Here is a 17063-nt window from a genome sequence, read left to right on the forward strand (position 1 = left end):
TCACCATCTCGAGAGCGGTCTGTTCAGGAGCAGGTTTCTTCAACATGTCCCAATGAATCATAAACCCCCAGCTCACGCCAGGGGTTTGTCAGCAGTCTGAAGCCGGGCATCGCCCGGCTTTTCTCTTTTTTCGATACAGTTCGGCGCAATCAGTTGATCGCCTTCATCTCAACCTTGAAGAACAGCGTCTCGCCAGAAGAATCATCGACGCCGTCATTGTCTGTCACGGCATAGGCCGCTCCAGCCTTGTCAAAGGTGAAGCCTTCCAGCTTGTCGACGACGTAGCCGTTGGTCTGGGCCTTGAGGTCGGGCAGGAAGTCGTGGGCTTCCTGCTTGGTCACCAGCGGCAGCTCGCCGCCGATCTTGCCCGGCTTCAGGTCGGCGATAGCAACGCGGTAGAGCTTCTTGATCTTGGCCTTGTCGCCGATCTGGTTGTCGCGCTCGATGATATAGACATAGTCGCCCTGCGCGGTGATTTCAGAAAGGCCGACCCAGCCTGCCTCGGTCTTGTCGAGCGGGTAACGCACAGCGCCCCACTCCTTGGACTTCGGATTATAGGAGACGAGCTTGACGAAGCCCTTCTCGTCCGTGCCCCATTCACGCTGCACGGCCATCCACAGCGTCGCATCGTCGCCTTTACCGATCATCGTCACGCCTTCGAAACCGAAGCGGGTATCGCTGGCGAGCAGCTCCTTCGGCAGCGCGATCTCGGCCTTGATTTCACCCTTGGCGTTAACGTTATAAAGCGCATGCGGAACGAGCTTGGCGCTATCGCCTTCAGAGGCCAGCCAGAAACCGCCCTTGCCGTCCAGCGTGATGCCTTCGATATCAAGCTTCTGGGCGGCGACGCCGTCACGCTTGACGCGCAGCACGCTGGTGATGACAGCAGGCTTTTTCGTCGCATCAATGGTAAAGATCGACGGCTGATTGCCATAGACCGAATCGGACACGGCATAGAGAATGCCGGGCTTTTCGGTATCGCCGACCAGACCCGAGAGCGCACCCCAACCGATCGGCGCACCATCGACTGTCGCGGAGACGAGCTGCGGATAGGCTGCTTCGCCTTCAGCACGCTCATAAAGCATGACATGCGAGCGGACGCCGCCGTCTTCGATCAGATCAACCTCATTGGCCGTGGCTAGGAGGTTGCGCGACGGGATGGCGACTGCGCCTTCCGGCGAAATTCCCGAAGGCAGGAGCTGGGTCAGTTGCGGCTCTGCGCCGGTATCCTTGTAAACAGCGGCAACGGAGGCGCGCTCGGCAAGCACGAAGAAATACTTCTGACCATCGAAGGTCGCCGCCTCCAGACCCTCGGGCTCGATCCCCTTGGCCTTGGAACGCTTTTCCGGATAGTGGCCGATGGCGGCAACCGCGTGCTCGAGCGAGGTGCCGGCCTCATAAAGAAGCTTGCCGGTCTTGTCGAAGATGGTGAAGCCGCGCGAGCCGCCCTGCCAGTCGCCCTCATTGGCGATGACGATACGGTCATTGTCCAGCCACTTCACGGCATCCGGCTCGCGCTTGCGGCCTTCCTGCTTGTCGGTGAACTTCAGCTGTCCATCGGTTTTGGTATCGATGCCTTCCAGATTGACGGTGCCGGCAGAGAAATGCGTCTTCACGGTGCCGGTCTTGCCGTCGATGATGACGATATGGTTGTTTTCCTGCAGCGTCAGCGCGATCTCGCCATTGGCGTTGATGGAAACAAATTCCGGTTCCGGATCCTCCGGGGAAATTTCAGCGAGACCGGTAACGTCGATCTTCTTCAGCGTCGCGCAGTCGGCAACACCATCCTTCAGGCCGACGGTAACGAGGTAACCGGCTGGCATCTGCGGCAGGGCGCCTTCGTTTACCTCTTCATCGCGCTCGTTTTCGATCGCGATGGCGGCAAAGGTCTTGTCCGGGGAAACGGCGACGGAATCGGGTTGGCCGCCGAGGTCGCAGCTTGCCTCAACCTTCTTCGTGGCGAGATCGACCGTCACCAGCTTGCCGGAGGGCTTGGCACGACTTTCCGACGTATTGACGCCAGCCAGTACCTTGAGACCGGCAACGGCAACGGAGGTCGGCTCGCCTTCCAGCAACAATGCGCCGCCGGCCTTTGGAGCCTTGGCGTCTGTGATGTCGATGAAACCGATGCCGCCAAGCGGGCTGTCCGAATAAATCAGCGTCTTGCCGTCTTCGCTGGCGGTGATGATTTCAGCCGAAGTGACAGACTTGGCGTCCTTGTCCGCGGGAAGGTTTTTCGCCACCGGGAACGATGCAATGCGGTTGAAAACCGGCTCGGCAGCGGCCGGGATGGCCGCGGACGCAAGCAGAGCTGCAGTCAAAGCCATTTGAGAAAATCGGAACGCCATTTTAATCCCCCTTGGGTCCAGAAATACCCCATGGCTTCTGCGTCAAAGACATGACAGTGGCATGACATTTCCTTGCGGGAGAATCAAAAAGCCCGACTGCTGGAGCCGGGCTTTCGCGTTTATGCGCACATTCCGCGTTTCGAAACACCACCCGCTTTAGCGTCGATGTGACGGCGTCAGGGCATCAAAACATGTTTCCTCGTGAACCTGAAAAGCCGCCCGCCCGCCGCCGGGCGTTGCAGCTTTCCGGAAACCTTACGAGTTGACGGCGTCCTTCAGGCCCTTGCCTGCGGAAAACTTCGGTACGTTGCGAGCCGGGATATCGACTTCAGCACCCGTGGAAGGGTTACGACCCTTGGAGGCTTCACGACGGCTAACGGAGAAGCTGCCGAAGCCAGCGAGACGGATGTCGCCACCGCTCTTCAGTTCGTTCTGTACGGTTTCGAATACGGCATCAACAGCGGAAGCAGCATCTGCCTTCGTGAGACCAGCCTTTTCGGCAACAGCAGAGACGAGCTCGTTCTTGTTCATGTTTCCACCCCTTTCAATGGTTTGAAACGACTAAAATTAAGCCGGCGCAGAATACATTCGCATCCGCGCGCAGCAACTCAAAAGCGCTGGAATCGCCTGAAAAACAAGGGGTCTGCGATTTTTTTCACAAAAAAGGCCGACATTTCTGCCGGCCTTCCACATATTCGTGCCAATTTGGCATCAGTTGCGCAGAGCTGAGCACCGCGCACGCACTCCGACACCTAACGCATTGATTCTATGCGCTGCCCGCCGCGAAAGGCGATTCCCGCCTTCGCGACGATGCATGTATCAATGGGCGATGGTCTGGTTGCCGTCATCAACACCTTCGACGGTTGCGATCACCGGCGTCTCGATGCTGCCGTCCCACTCGATGGGTTCCGGCTGGCGGATGAGAGCGTGCTTGATAACCTCGCCCATGCGCGACACCGGAATGATTTCCATCTCGTTCTTCACGTTATCCGGAATCTCCGCCAGATCCTTGGCGTTTTCTTCCGGGATCAGCACCTTCTTGATGCCGCCGCGCAGAGCCGCAAGCAGCTTTTCCTTCAGGCCGCCGATCGGCAACACGCGACCACGAAGCGTGATCTCGCCCGTCATCGCCACATCCTTCGAGACCGGAATACCGGTCATGATGGAGACGATGGCAGTTGCCATGGCAACACCGGCAGACGGTCCGTCCTTCGGAGTTGCCCCTTCAGGAACGTGAACGTGGATGTCACTCTTGTCGAAACGCGGCGGTTCGATGCCGAAATCCACGGCGCGCGAGCGGACATAGGATGCCGCCGCCGAAATGGATTCCTTCATCACTTCCTTGAGGTTGCCAGTAACCGTCATGCGGCCCTTGCCCGGCATCATCACGCCTTCGATGGTGAGCAACTCACCGCCGACTTCCGTCCAGGCTAGACCGGTGACGACACCGACCTGATCCTCGCGCTCGGCTTCGCCATGGCGGAACCGCGGCACGCCCAGATAGTCGGGAACGTTTGCAGCGGTGACTTCCACGGACTTGACCTTGCCCTTGATGATCTCGGTGACAGCCTTGCGCGCCAGCTTCATCAGCTCGCGTTCGAAGCTGCGCACGCCCGCTTCGCGGGTGTACTGCTGGATGACGACCATCAGGGCATCATCGGTGACCGAGAACTCTTCTGGACGCAGGGCATGCTCCTTGATCGCCTTGGGCAAAAGGTGACGCTTTGCGATTTCGCGCTTTTCGTCTTCCGTGTAACCGGCGATGCGGATCACTTCCATGCGGTCCATCAGCGGGCCGGGAATGTTCAACGTGTTGGCCGTGGTCACGAACATCACGTCGGACAGGTCGTATTCCACTTCCAGGTAATGATCCATGAAGGTGGAGTTCTGTTCCGGATCGAGAACCTCCAGCAGTGCCGACGACGGATCGCCACGGAAATCCATGCCCATCTTGTCGATTTCGTCGAGCAGGAAGAGCGGGTTCGCCTTCTTGGCCTTCTTCATCGACTGGACGATCTTGCCGGGCATGGAGCCGATATAGGTACGGCGGTGACCGCGGATTTCCGCTTCGTCACGAACGCCGCCCAGCGCCATGCGCACATATTCACGGCCGGTCGCCTTGGCGATCGACTTGGCAAGCGAGGTCTTGCCGACGCCGGGAGGACCGACGAGGCACAGGATAGGACCGCGGATTTTGGAAGCACGGGCCTGTACGGCCAGATATTCGACAATGCGCTCCTTGACCTTGTCCAGACCGAAGTGATCCTGATCAAGGATCGTCTCGGCGGCATTGAGGTCGGTCTTGATCTTCGACTTCTTGCCCCAGGGCAGACCCAGCAGCCAGTCCAGATAGTTGCGCACGACTGTGGCTTCCGCCGACATCGGGCTCATCTGGCGAAGCTTCTTCATTTCCGCCTCGGCCTTTTCCTTGGCCTCCTTGGAAAGCTTGGTCTTGGCGATGCGCTCTTCCAGTTCGGCCATTTCGTCACGACCGTCTTCGCCGTCGCCGAGTTCCTTCTGGATCGCCTTCATCTGCTCGTTCAGGTAATATTCGCGCTGGGTCTTTTCCATCTGGCGTTTGACGCGCGAACGGATGCGCTTCTCGACCTGCAGCACGGAAATTTCGCCTTCCATGAAGCCGAGCGCCTTTTCAAGCCGCTGCTTCACGCTGACGGTTTCCAGCATTTCCTGCTTTTCGGTGATCTTGATCGACAGGTGCGAAGCGACCGTATCGGCAAGCTTCGAATAATCGTCGATCTGGCCAGCAGCGCCGACAACCTCGGGCGAAATCTTCTTGTTGAGCTTCACGTAGCTTTCAAATTCGGACACGACCGAACGCGAAAGCGCTTCGATCTCGACCGGATCTTCGGCAGGCTCCTGCAAAGGCGTCGCGGAGGCTTCATAGAAATCCTCGCGGCCGGTGTAATTGTCGATCTGGGCGCGGCCCTTGCCTTCCACCAGCACCTTTACGGTGCCGTCGGGAAGCTTCAGGAGCTGCAGGACATTGGCGACCGTGCCGACCTTATGGATGGCTTCCGGTGCCGGATCGTCGTCGCTGGCGTTGATCTGGGTGACAAGCATGATCTGCTTGTCCGAACCCATGACTTCCTCGAGCGCACGGATGGATTTTTCCCGCCCGACGAACAGGGGAACGATCATATGCGGGAAAACGACAATGTCGCGCAGGGGAAGTACCGGATAGGTACCGCCAGATGCCGCAGACGTGATGTTCGTCATATCATTTCCTTTCCATGGTCCCTTTCGGGACACTTTGCCGGACAGCTTGGGGCATCCGGCGCATTCATTTCTCGAGACTGAAAGTGGAGCTTCGAAACACCGATTTCAAGTCGCCGGAACAGACGGTCCAGCAGAGCGGCAAGACCGTGAAATTCAACAAAACCCAGCGCTGGCTCATACTCCCGACATTCCGGTTATCCTCAAGGGCCAGGAACCGGGTCGCCGACGGAATTCACATTTCCGTCATAACGCGCTGCAAATCAGTTGTAAGACTTTATCAGCAAAGCGCAATCCGCTCCAAACGCAAAATCGGGCTTCGTCAAGTTAGACGCAAGTTTCGTGAGGTCGCTCTAACAGAAAAGGCCCGCACGGATGCGGGCCCTGATCTCTTCCAACATTGCATCAGCCGATCAGGCCGAAACGTTGGTCTTTTCTTCCTGGCGGTCCGCATAGATGTAGAGCGGACGGGCGACACCGCTGACGACCTCGTCGGAAATGACGACCTCGCGCACGCCTTCCAGCGTCGGCAGTTCGAACATGGTGTCCAGCAGGATCTTTTCCATGATCGAGCGCAGGCCGCGGGCACCGGTCTTGCGGGTGATCGCCTTACGAGCGATTTCGCGCAGCGCGTCCTCGTGGAAGGTCAGCTCGACATCTTCCATCTCGAACAGGCGCTGATACTGCTTGACCAGCGCGTTCTTCGGCTCGGACAGGATCTGGATCAGCGCATCTTCGTCCAGGTCTTCCAGCGTCGCCAGAACGGGCAGACGGCCGATGAATTCCGGAATGAGGCCGAACTTCACCAGATCTTCCGGCTCCAGCTCGCGCAGCACTTCGCCCACACGACGATCGTCTTCCGCCTTGACGGTCGCACCGAAGCCGATCGAGGTCTTTTCGCCTCTGGCCGAGATGATCTTGTCGAGGCCGGCGAATGCGCCGCCGCAGATGAACAGGATATTGGTCGTATCCACCTGCAGGAACTCCTGCTGCGGATGCTTGCGGCCGCCCTGCGGCGGAACGGAAGCGACCGTGCCTTCCATGATCTTCAGAAGCGCCTGCTGAACGCCCTCGCCCGACACGTCGCGCGTGATGGACGGGTTGTCCGACTTGCGGGAAATCTTGTCGACTTCGTCGATATAGACGATGCCGCGCTGGGCGCGCTCGACATTGTAATCCGCAGCCTGCAACAGCTTCAGGATGATGTTTTCCACGTCCTCGCCGACATAGCCGGCTTCGGTCAGCGTCGTTGCGTCCGCCATGGTGAAGGGAACGTCGATGATGCGAGCGAGCGTCTGGGCAAGATAGGTCTTGCCGCAACCCGTCGGACCGACGAGCATGATGTTAGACTTCGCCAGCTCGACATCGCCGTTCTTGGAGGCGTGCGCAAGGCGCTTGTAATGGTTGTGAACGGCCACGGACAGGATTTTCTTCGCCTGCTTCTGGCCGATAACATATTCATCGAGGATCTTGATGATGTCCTGCGGGGTGGGCACACCCTCGCGCGACTTCACCATAGACGTCTTGTTCTCCTCGCGGATGATGTCCATGCACAATTCGACGCATTCATCACAGATGAACACCGTCGGTCCGGCAATGAGTTTCCGGACTTCGTGCTGGCTCTTGCCGCAGAATGAACAATAGAGTGTATTCTTAGAGTCGCCGCCGTTGCTGCCGCTGACTTTGCTCATATCTCTTTCCTTCCAGCACGCCGCAGGTCCGCCAAACGGATCGCGGTCAACTTACCGCCCGCAGATACGGCAGCCCTTGGGGTGCATCGCCGTATCCGCCTCGTTTCCCGGGGTACTAACCGGTATCAGATACATGAGCTGATACCCGGCTGCAACGAATTCCCCATCAAACCTAGCTACGTCATAAAAACTCAACATAGCCTTTATATATACTAATATCGCTTTCTGTTGCGGTTGAAAGCCCCGAAATTACTTTTGCGGCTTCAAACAAACGTCAAAAGCGGCGCGCCTCAATTCGCGACGGCGCCTTCGATTTCCTGGCGCGAGGTCAGGATCTTGTCGATCACGCCCCAGTCCTTCGCCTCGTCTGCATCCATGAAATGGTCGCGATCAAGGGTTTTTTCAACCTCTTCGAGCGTACGGCCGGTGTGCTTCACGTAGACTTCATTGAGACGGCGCTTCATCTTGATGATGTCGCGGGCGTGGCGCTCGATGTCCGATGCCTGCCCCTGGAAACCGCCGGAAGGCTGGTGAACCATGATGCGGGCGTTCGGGGTCGCAAAGCGCATTCCCTTTTCACCGGCGGCGAGAAGCAGCGAGCCCATGGACGCGGCCTGGCCGACGCAGAGCGTCGAGACCGCAGGGCGAATGAACTGCATCGTGTCGTAGATCGCCATACCGGCGGTCACGACGCCACCCGGCGAGTTGATGTAGAGCGCAATTTCCTTCTTGGGGTTTTCAGCCTCGAGGAAAAGCAGCTGCGCGCAGACGAGCGACGCCATCTGGTCTTCCACCGGGCCGGTGAGGAAAATGATGCGTTCCTTGAGAAGACGGGAAAATATGTCGTAGGAGCGTTCGCCGCGATTGGTCTGCTCAACGACCATCGGCACCAGAGCCATGGCGGTATCAACTGGATTTTTCATGTCCGTCCTTTGTCAAACTCTGCCCTTCGCGGAACGCCGCTCCGGAATCACTTCTAACCTTCATACTCCCTACATAGAGTGTCCCTGCCCCGTACTTCAAGACACGAAGCCGCATATCCTTAACGGCTCAACAGCGTTTGCAGGCCTTTCAGGCCGAGGTTGACAGGGCTTTCGGACCGGGCGGCGCCAGCCGGGCCTCTCTCCCACGCTGCCACCATTTTTTTACTATGGCGCGCGACGACGGCAAAAATCGCCCGCCATGCACAGATATAACTTCTCACCGGCAAGAACTCGTTAGTATTTGCTGCCGATACTGGCCAGCGAATTTCCGGTTCCCGTTGGGGAATGGGCCCATCCGGGCGAAATGGCAGCTCAACAATTCCAGCGGGCATAACGCACCTCGTGCGGAAGGGCCCGCTTTTACCGCATTATGGCGCAGATAGGATTTTGCAATGCTGGATGCAAAGACGAGCACGCTACTGTGGGCGGCGGAGACGCTCACCCTTGCCGTGCTTTTGGGAACGCTGTGGCTGCACCGCCCTTCCCGCCGGCATAATCTCTATTTCGCGGCCGGTTTCCTCGCCACGGGCATCGGCACGGTAATGGTGGCGCTTCGTGGGGATATTTCCAGTTTTTTGTCCATCCAGGTCGGCAATACGCTCGCACTTTCCGCCTTCGGGTTCTGGCTTGCGGGCCTGCTGTGCTTCGAGCAGCGGAAAATCGGCGGCTGGGTCGCCATTCCGGCTCTGCTGTGGATCGCCGGAATGTTTCTGCCGCCCGTGCGTGAAAATATGGTGCCCCGCATCCTGCTCTATCACGCCAGTGCCGCCACCGGTTATTTCATGCTCGCCGGCGTCCTTCTGGCCAGCAAGGCGCGCGCCTCACGCAGCCGCCGGGTTTTGGCCGCAATTCTGATCATGCAGGCTTTTGCCGGGGCGTTTGTCGCATCCATCGTCATACCGGCCAATGCCGCGGCCCCCAACGCTATTCCGCTGACATCGGCGCTCGCCTTTTCCGGCATGCTCGGCTTCACGGCCATCATCATGATCAGTGCCAAGATCATCATGGAAGACACAGAAACGCGCCTTCACCGGCTCGCCATGACCGATCATCTGACCGGCGTTCTTAACCGTCGCGGCCTGCTGGAGGAGTTTGAGCGCATCAAGAAGAGGTCGCCGGCCTCCAGCCGTTACGTGGCGCTGGTGCTGTTCGATATCGACCATTTCAAGAAGATAAACGACAGATACGGCCACCAGTCCGGCGATGCGGTCCTCGTGCATTTCTGTAATATCGCACAGCGTACGATCGGCGATCGCGGGCTTTTCGTCAGGATGGGCGGCGAAGAATTCGCCCTGGTTGCCGAAGTGGAAAGCTCCTCCAGCACCGCGGCGCTTGCGGAAGCCATCCGCAGCAACCTGCGCCTTTCGAAGATCAGTTCGCGCGGTGAAGGTATCGAGGTGACCACCAGCGTCGGCATATCGGAAGCCATGATCAAGGATGCCGACCTGAATACGATGATGACAGAAGCCGACCGCGCGCTTTATGCCGCCAAGAAGGCCGGGCGCAACCGGACCGTCATCCATGTCAATTCGGCCAATGTCGTCGTGCCAGCTTCGGACCGCGACGAAAATCCGATGGACAACAATGCCGACCGCCAGGTGGCGGCGCTGAACCGGATATCCGCCATCGCCGGCCGGTGATGATGTAACCATTCAGTGACATGCGCAGAGTTATCGCAATGGATTTGTCTCCCTTCCCAAAGCGCCGCGCGCGGAATAGACCATGGGCATGACAGCGACATTTCCCTTTCTCAAAATCGACCACGCCACCCGCCGCATCTCCCTCGATGCCCGCGACCCGGCCTTCTACAACGATCCGAACCCGGTTTATGCGGCCCTGCACGCGCAATGTCCCACTTTCTACTGGGAAGAGCAGCGGCAATGGTTCTTCACCGGTTACGACCATGTCAGCGCCCTTCTGCGCGACCGCCGCTTCGGACGGCAGATACTACATGTGGCTAGCCGCGAGGAAATCGGCCTGCCGCAGCCGCTGGAACATGTGAAGCATTTCGACGCCGCCGAGCAGCATTCGCTTCTGGAGCTCGAGCCGCCGGAGCACACACGGCTGCGCACGCTCATCAACCGCGCCTTCGTGTCGCGGCACGTCGACAAGATGAAGCCGGAAATAGAGGAACTCGCCAACCGCCTCATCGACGCCTTCGAAAGCAAGGGCGAAACGGAACTGCTCTCGTCTTATGCCGATATCATCCCGGTGACGATGATCGCCCGTATGATCGGAATTCCCGAGGAAATGGGGCCGCAGCTTCTGAAATGGTCGCATGCCTATGTCGGCATGTACATGTTCAAGCGCACGCCCGAGGACGAGCTTCTGGCCGACAGGGCCGCGCATGAATTTTCAGACTATGTACGCAGCGTGATCGCAGAGCGTCGGGCGGAGCCGAAAGACGATCTGCTGAGCCACATGATCCATACGCAGCACAAGGGCCAGTATCTGACCGACGATGAGCTCGTCTCCACCACCATCGTGTTATTGAACGCCGGTCATGAGGCGACGGTGCACCAGATCGGCAATTCCGTGCGCATCATTCTGGAGAGCGGCCTCAATCCCGAAACCCTCTTCCATGACGAGACGGCCACGGAACGCACGGTCGAGGAAACGCTGCGCATCTGCGCGCCGGTCCACATCTTCCAGCGTTGGGTTCTCGAACCGGTCGAGATTGATGGCGTGCAGTTCAAGCGTGGCGACAAGGTCAGCCTCATCCTAGCCGCCGCCAACCTCGATCCGGCGAAATTTTCCGATCCTCTGGCCTTCCAGCCGGATCGGAACGAGGGCGCCAACGTCTCCTTCGGCGCCGGCATCCATTTCTGCATCGGCGCACCGCTTGCAAGACTGGAGCTCAATCTCGCCCTGCCCCTGCTTTTCAAACGTCTGCCGGGCCTGAAGATCGCCGAGCCGCCCAAGGTGAAGGACGTCTATCATTTCCATGGTCTGGAGCGGCTCGATCTCAGCTGGTAGATCGGGGTAACGAAGCTTCGCCCCTATATCTGCGCCAGTCCACCGTCGACGGAAAGTTCCACGCCGGTAATATAGCTAGCCTTGGAAGACGCCAGAAACAGCACGGCCTCGGCGATTTCGTCGGGGTCGGCCATTCGGCCGATCGGTGCCGCATCCTTCAGATAGGCCTTGAAACCGGCGATCTTTTCATCGTCCATCTTCAGTCCATTTTCCATGATCGGCGTGCGGGTGACACCTGGGCTGACCGTATTGACACGGATTCCGCGCCCCTTCAGGTCATTGGCAAAGCTGCGGGCGAATGACCGAACCGCCGCTTTCGAGGCATTGTAAGCGCTGAGCCTTTCCATGCCCTTGTTGCCGACGATCGACCCCGTCAATACGATCGAGCCGCCATCGCGCAGCACGGGCAACAGGGTCTGCACCGTGTAGAATACGCCCTTCACGTTGATATCGAAAATCCGGTCGTAAAGTGCCTCGTGGGTCTCGCCAAGATCATTATTCTCCGCAATGCCGGCGTTGGCGACCAGTATGTCCACTTTCCGCCCGTCTGCTTCTATGCGGCTCTTGAGCTGTTCCAGGTCCGAGAGCTTCGCGACGTCTGAAACGAAGCCGATTGCCCCCTTCCCGAGTTTGGCGATGGCGGCATCGAGATTGGCCGAATTGCGGCCCGTCACATAGACCGCAGACGCTCCACCTTCCAGAAACAATTTGGCGACTGAAAAGCCTATGCCGGTCGATCCGCCCGTGACGACGACCACTTGCCCGTTGAATATTCCAGACATTAAAAACTCCATAAATATCTAAACTTCCGAATAACCGTAATTCGGTATTTCGGTTTTATTGAAATATTGAAGCCTGTCAATCCATATGCTAGAGCCGACCCATGGTTCAGTTTTTTCATCCCGCTCGCGAGGACATATCGCTCACAGCCGTGCTGGCCGCCCTCGGCGAACCTGCACGCATGGGCATCATCCGCAAACTATGGGGGTCCGAGGCCGGGCAAAATTGTGGCGCGGCAGCGCCCTGCCAGGATATGCCGCGCTCAACCCTTTCCAGCCATATGCGAATCCTGCGTGAGGCCGGATTGATCCGCACCCATAAACACGGCGTCGAAAATATCAGCGTCGTCCGTCTCGAGGATTTGGAAGCCCGCTTTCCCGGGCTCCTTCCATCGATTCTCAAATTCGATGAGCAATAGCAGCTTTAAACCGTCACCCTGCCTCACAGCCGGATGACGTAATCCTTCCGCGTGGTTTCCACGACCTCCCAGGTGCCGGTGAAGCCGGGGCGCAGGACAATCCTGTCACCCGGCCTCAGATCGCGCGGTGTGCCGCCGTCTTCGGTCAGGATGGAATGGCCTTCGAGAATGCTGAAATATTCCCATTCATCATAGACCACCCGCCATTTGCCCGGCGTAGACTGCCAGATGCCGGCATAGATGCCGCCGGGAGCCTCTTCGAGATTCCATGTCGTGAATTTGGGATCACCTGATATCAGTCTTTCCGGCGCGGGCGCGCCGTGCTCCACCTCAACGGCGCTGCTTTCAAAAGACACAAGATTTGTCATCGCGGCAGGTCCTCAGATTTTTTCAAAGGACTGTTCGAGATCGGCGATGATGTCCTTGACGTCCTCAATGCCGATCGACAAGCGCACCACATCCGGCCCGGCGCCGGCGGCCGTTTGCTGTTCCGGCGTCAACTGCGCATGAGTGGTGGAGGCCGGGTGGATGACGAGCGAGCGTGTATCGCCGATATTGGCGAGATGCGAAAAAAGCTGCAGCCCTTCCACCAACGCCTTGCCGGCGGCATAACCGCCCTTGACGCCGAAAGTGAAGACGGAGCCCGCCCCCTTCGGCGAATAATGCTGTTGGATGGCATGGTTGTCGCTGTCCTCCAGGCCCGCATAATGCACCCAGCCGACTTTGGGATGTGCCTTCAGCCATTTCGCGACGGCGAGCGCATTGTCGGAATGGCGCTGAACGCGCAGCGGCAGCGTCTCTATGCCAGTCAGGATCAGGAAGGCGTTGAAGGGTGAGATTGCCGGGCCGAGATCCCGCAAGCCCAGCACACGGCAGGCGATGGCGAAGGCGAAATTGCCGAAGGTCTGGTGCAGAACGACACCGGAATATTCGGGTCGCGGCTGCGACAGCGCCGGAAATCTATCGGTCGCCGACCAGTCGAAGGTGCCTCCATCGACAATGATGCCACCCATGGAATTGCCGTGTCCGCCAAGGAATTTCGTCAGCGAATGCAGCACGATGTCAGCGCCGTGCTCCAGCGGGCGCAGCAGATAGGGGCTCGCCATGGTGTTGTCGACGATGAGCGGCAGGCCGTGGCGATGGGCGACATCGGCGATTGCGGCGACATCCACGAAAGTACCGCCCGGATTGGCGAGGCTTTCGATGAAGACGGCACGGGTACGATCATCGATCTGCGCCTCGAAGCTTGCCGGATCTGCGGCATCTGCCCAGCGCACCTGCCAGTCGAAACCCTTGAAGGCGTGGCCGAACTGGTTAATCGAGCCGCCATAAAGCTGGCGGGCCGCGACGAAATTATCGCCGGATTGCATGAGCGTGTGGAACACCAGCAATTGCGCCGCGTGGCCGGAAGCAACGGCAAGCGCCGCCGTGCCACCTTCTAGCGCCGCCACGCGCTCCTCCAGAACCGCCTGGGTGGGATTCATGATGCGGGTGTAGATATTGCCGAACTCTTTCAATCCGAACAGGGCGGCGGCGTGATCGGCATCGCGGAAAGCATAGGCCGTGGTCTGATAAATGGGCGTGGCGCGCGCGCCGGTGGTCGGATCAGGCTGCGCGCCTGCGTGAACGGCCAGCGTCGAAAAACCGGGATTGTTGCTCGGCATGATGTTTCCTCCATTGGAATTTTGGAGGGATCATAATGCCTTGGCGCCAAATGATAAGTGCAATCCGTACCAACTATCGCGCAATATTGAGACGCGGATACTCAATTGCGGGGCAACGGTCCATCACCACGTCCATGCCATAGGCTTCCGCCTTGGCGGCGGCATCGTCATCGCGAACGGAGAGCTGGCCCCAGATCACCGAAGGGCGGTCAGGCAGCAATATCGCCTCTTCGACAATGGCCAACAAATATTCCGGCGCCCGGAAAACGTCGATCATGTCCACCGGCTCGGGAATATCGGCGAGTTTGGCATAGACCTTCTGCCCCAATATCTCCTTGCCCGCCTGGCCAGGATTGACCGGAAACACGCGATACCCCTTGGACAGCAGAAAGCGCATCACGCCGTGGCTGGGCCTGTCGGGATTGGGAGAAGCACCCAGCAGGGCGATGGTTTTGACGTCAGTCAGAATTTTTCTGAGGTACTCGGGTTCATAACTATCATGCTGCATGTCAACTTATCCCTTCTGGAGCATCGCATGGTTTGAAGAATACCAATGCAGGTGCGCCATTTAAAAGCGCCCGAGCATGGCGTCTCATGCATAATTCCACCGACGCATTCCTGACGCTGCCGGTTGCGCCCGTCCTTTCCATCTAGGAAGGTTCTTCGCTTTCTTGAACCCCTGCCGATCTGTTTGACCGCCATTACCGCAGACTCCATGTCGCGAAGAGGCGCATTTTTCGTTCACGCAAAATGATTTCACCAAACGCCAGAACGCCAGTTTTATTGACTATTCTTGCCCAGTTTTCGAAATGACGCGAATTGTCGCAAATGCGGGCTTAAACAATATTAGCGTGAAATTCATGCGCCCTTCGTCTCCTGTTTGTTTTCATTCCGTTCGCAGGAAAATTAGACATGTCTAATTTTCAAAAAGTTATTCAGTAAATCAATCCTTATACGAACCTGCAACGTTACAGAGCCTGATTCAGGAGAGATCTGAAATTTATTTTCATGCGCGCCTCCCCCCGATTGATACAGTTAGAGCCCGAGGAGCCGTCGGATATCCATCAGGATATTTGACAAAACAGGTAGTATTTTAAGCGAAAATTGATCCCGACGCGAAACTAGAAGCTGTGCATGCGACGCTCCTACCTCCATCTGGCGGATGAAATTGTGAGCAGAAGGCCATATCGCCCCGACGCAAAATCATTCCACTGATCCGTGACATGCACAAAGCATAAAGTTTACGCGCGTTGCAGTATCCGCCGCAATCACAGGCTATTTGCGGGCGGCTCCACCGCGCAAAACGTGTACGCGAACAATTGGGAAAGGCTTGCCGGGCGTAGCGAAAATCGATTCCGGTTTTCAAACCGATGCTGTAGGTTGCCCAAAGTAGCCCGCGAGCGAGTCTCTATTGTGACATTTGACATTCTTCTTCTGGTGCTCATGGGCGCGATGCTGCATGCCGGATGGAATGCGCTGGTCAAAGCCGGATCCGACAAATCGCTGGACGCCTCGCTGATCGCGGCGGGCGCTGCGGCCTGTTCGCTGCCGTTTCTACCTTTCCTGCCATTTCCAGCTCCGGTCGCCATTCCTTTCCTGATCGCTTCGGCCGTTCTGCAATTCGCCTATTTCCGGCTTGTCGCCGCCGCCTATACGATCGGCGACATCGGCCTTGTCTACCCCGTCATGCGCGGCGTGGCGCCCCTGATCGTCGCTGCGACGAGCAGTCTGTTCCTGAGCGAGATTTTGAGCCCGGTGGCGCTTGCCGGTATCGCCGTCATCTCAGTCGGCATCCTGACGCTCGCTTTCGAGGCGCGGCGCGGCGGCGGAAAGGCGATCATGGTCGCCCTGCTCAACGCCTTCGTGATCGCATCCTACACCTTCGTCGACGGTGTCGGCGCAAGGCTTTCCGGCAACGCCATCTCCTATACGCTGTGGATGTCGCTTCTGCCGCCCGTGCTGCTTTTCGGCTTTGCCCTTTACCGGCGCGGTGTGGGCCCGGTCGCAAACCATGCCCGGCGCAACTGGCGGCGCGGACTGATCGGCGGCGGCGGCTCCATTCTCTCTTACGGGCTGGCGCTCTACGCCATGACCAAGGCGCCTGTCGCGGTCGTCGCGGCGCTCCGGGAAACCTCCATTCTCTTTGCACTGGTGATCTCCGTGGTGATCCTGAAGGAACGCGCCAGCGTCTGGCGTTATCTTGCCGGAGGCATCATTGCAGCAGGCGTTCTGGTGATGCGACTGGGGTAAAACGGCCCCGCTTGATGGGGTAAAATAATACCCCATTATCAAGTCATTGTTTTTTATATCTTATTTTTACGGCCTCCAAAATCCGTCATATTGACGCTTTCGTTCGCGCACCGTATAAGCGCGCCAGATCGGATTCCAGCCGGAATTGGGTCATTTGCGGTTGTCTTTCACGGCAACCAAACCAAGCAACAAGAAACGCCCGTATGCTCTTCATGCAAGAGGATGACGGGTCCACGTTAGAAAGTGAAATTCATGTCTACTTTCGTTCAGAAGCCCGCTGAGGTGGAGAAGAAGTGGGTCATCATCGACGCCGAAGGCCTCGTTGTTGGTCGCCTCGCCACCATCGTTGCAACCCGCCTGCGCGGCAAGCACAAGGCTACCTACACCCCCCACGTTGATGATGGCGACAACGTCATCGTTATCAATGCGGAAAAGGTTGCCCTCACCGGCAAGAAGTATTCCGACAAGAAGTACTACTGGCACACCGGTCATCCGGGTGGCATCAAGGAGCGTACGGCTCGCCAGATCATCGAAGGCCGCTTCCCGGAGCGCGTCGTTGAAAAGGCCGTCGAGCGCATGATCCCGCGCGGCCCGCTCGGCCGTCGCCAGATGAAGAACCTGCGCGTTTACGCCGGCTCGAACCATCCGCACGAAGCACAGCAGCCCACCGTTCTCGACGTGGCCGCGCTTAACAAGAAGAACGTAAGGAGCGCCTGATA

14 protein-coding genes are annotated in these 17063 nt (G+C 58.2%); 5 read left to right on the forward strand and 9 right to left on the reverse strand.

The genetic code is table 11. The annotated features are described in order from the left end of the window. Positions 1 to 149: 149 nt before the first annotated feature. From PL597_RS16575 to clpP, 5 genes are all read right to left on the reverse strand, one after another. On the reverse strand, positions 150 to 2348 hold the full coding sequence (locus tag PL597_RS16575) for an esterase-like activity of phytase family protein (protein ID WP_271365752.1): 2199 nt from the start codon (positions 2346 to 2348) through the stop codon (positions 150 to 152). Positions 2349 to 2603: 255 nt separating this feature from the next. Beyond that, the gene (gene hupB / locus PL597_RS16580; RefSeq protein ID WP_003496481.1) at positions 2604 to 2879 is read right to left on the reverse strand and encodes a DNA-binding protein HupB; all 276 of its coding nucleotides are present in this window, start codon (positions 2877 to 2879) and stop codon (positions 2604 to 2606) included. 288 nt (positions 2880 to 3167) lie between these two features. Beyond that, the gene (gene lon, locus PL597_RS16585) at positions 3168 to 5585 is read right to left on the reverse strand and encodes an endopeptidase La (RefSeq protein WP_077982456.1); all 2418 of its coding nucleotides are present in this window, start codon (positions 5583 to 5585) and stop codon (positions 3168 to 3170) included. A 410-nt stretch (positions 5586 to 5995) separates the two neighbouring features. Continuing rightward, complete coding sequence (clpX, locus tag PL597_RS16590; RefSeq protein ID WP_063951205.1) at positions 5996 to 7273, reverse strand: ATP-dependent Clp protease ATP-binding subunit ClpX; 1278 nt, start codon at positions 7271 to 7273, stop codon at positions 5996 to 5998. Positions 7274 to 7563: 290 nt separating this feature from the next. Further along, the gene (clpP, locus tag PL597_RS16595; protein ID WP_004441299.1) at positions 7564 to 8196 is read right to left on the reverse strand and encodes an ATP-dependent Clp endopeptidase proteolytic subunit ClpP; all 633 of its coding nucleotides are present in this window, start codon (positions 8194 to 8196) and stop codon (positions 7564 to 7566) included. A gap of 452 nt (positions 8197 to 8648) precedes the next feature. Between clpP and PL597_RS16600 the strand changes: the two genes are divergently transcribed. Continuing rightward, entirely contained in the window at positions 8649 to 9896 is a 1248-nt protein-coding gene (locus tag PL597_RS16600) for a GGDEF domain-containing protein (RefSeq protein ID WP_173988921.1), read from the forward strand. An 82-nt stretch (positions 9897 to 9978) separates the two neighbouring features. Then, the gene (locus tag PL597_RS16605) at positions 9979 to 11232 is read left to right on the forward strand and encodes a cytochrome P450 (protein ID WP_271365754.1); all 1254 of its coding nucleotides are present in this window, start codon (positions 9979 to 9981) and stop codon (positions 11230 to 11232) included. 23 nt (positions 11233 to 11255) lie between these two features. Here the strand turns inward: PL597_RS16605 and PL597_RS16610 are convergent, their stop codons facing one another. Further along, positions 11256 to 12026, reverse strand: coding sequence for an SDR family NAD(P)-dependent oxidoreductase (locus tag PL597_RS16610; RefSeq protein ID WP_162520439.1), 771 nt, complete (start codon positions 12024 to 12026; stop codon positions 11256 to 11258). Positions 12027 to 12115: 89 nt separating this feature from the next. Between PL597_RS16610 and PL597_RS16615 the strand changes: the two genes are divergently transcribed. Beyond that, positions 12116 to 12430, forward strand: a complete 315-nt coding sequence (locus PL597_RS16615; RefSeq protein ID WP_080790894.1) for an ArsR/SmtB family transcription factor — start codon at positions 12116 to 12118, stop codon at positions 12428 to 12430. 23 nt (positions 12431 to 12453) lie between these two features. Here PL597_RS16615 and PL597_RS16620 read toward each other — a convergent pair whose 3' ends face one another. The 3 genes from PL597_RS16620 to PL597_RS16630 all read right to left on the reverse strand — a co-directional run bounded on the left by PL597_RS16620 (position 12454) and on the right by PL597_RS16630 (position 14602). Continuing rightward, positions 12454 to 12798, reverse strand: a complete 345-nt coding sequence (locus PL597_RS16620) for a cupin domain-containing protein (protein WP_137410185.1) — start codon at positions 12796 to 12798, stop codon at positions 12454 to 12456. Positions 12799 to 12810: 12 nt separating this feature from the next. Beyond that, complete coding sequence (locus tag PL597_RS16625) at positions 12811 to 14094, reverse strand: O-acetylhomoserine aminocarboxypropyltransferase (protein ID WP_142912606.1); 1284 nt, start codon at positions 14092 to 14094, stop codon at positions 12811 to 12813. 73 nt (positions 14095 to 14167) lie between these two features. Further along, positions 14168 to 14602 (reverse strand): CoA-binding protein, encoded by a 435-nt coding sequence (locus PL597_RS16630; protein ID WP_271365756.1) that lies wholly within the window; start codon positions 14600 to 14602, stop codon positions 14168 to 14170. A 905-nt stretch (positions 14603 to 15507) separates the two neighbouring features. On the opposite strand from PL597_RS16630, the gene PL597_RS16635 reads away from it, so the two are divergent. Together PL597_RS16635 and rplM are read left to right on the forward strand one after the other, a co-directional pair. Next, complete coding sequence (locus PL597_RS16635) at positions 15508 to 16344, forward strand: EamA family transporter (RefSeq protein WP_191217666.1); 837 nt, start codon at positions 15508 to 15510, stop codon at positions 16342 to 16344. A gap of 252 nt (positions 16345 to 16596) precedes the next feature. Next, positions 16597 to 17061: a 50S ribosomal protein L13 gene (gene rplM, locus PL597_RS16640; protein WP_077982462.1), complete on the forward strand. Its 465-nt coding sequence runs from the start codon at positions 16597 to 16599 to the stop codon at positions 17059 to 17061. Positions 17062 to 17063 lie beyond the last annotated feature (2 nt).

This window comes from Agrobacterium sp. ST15.13.013 (assembly GCF_027956525.1).
GTDB classification, from domain to species: Bacteria; Pseudomonadota; Alphaproteobacteria; order Rhizobiales; family Rhizobiaceae; genus Agrobacterium; species Agrobacterium salinitolerans.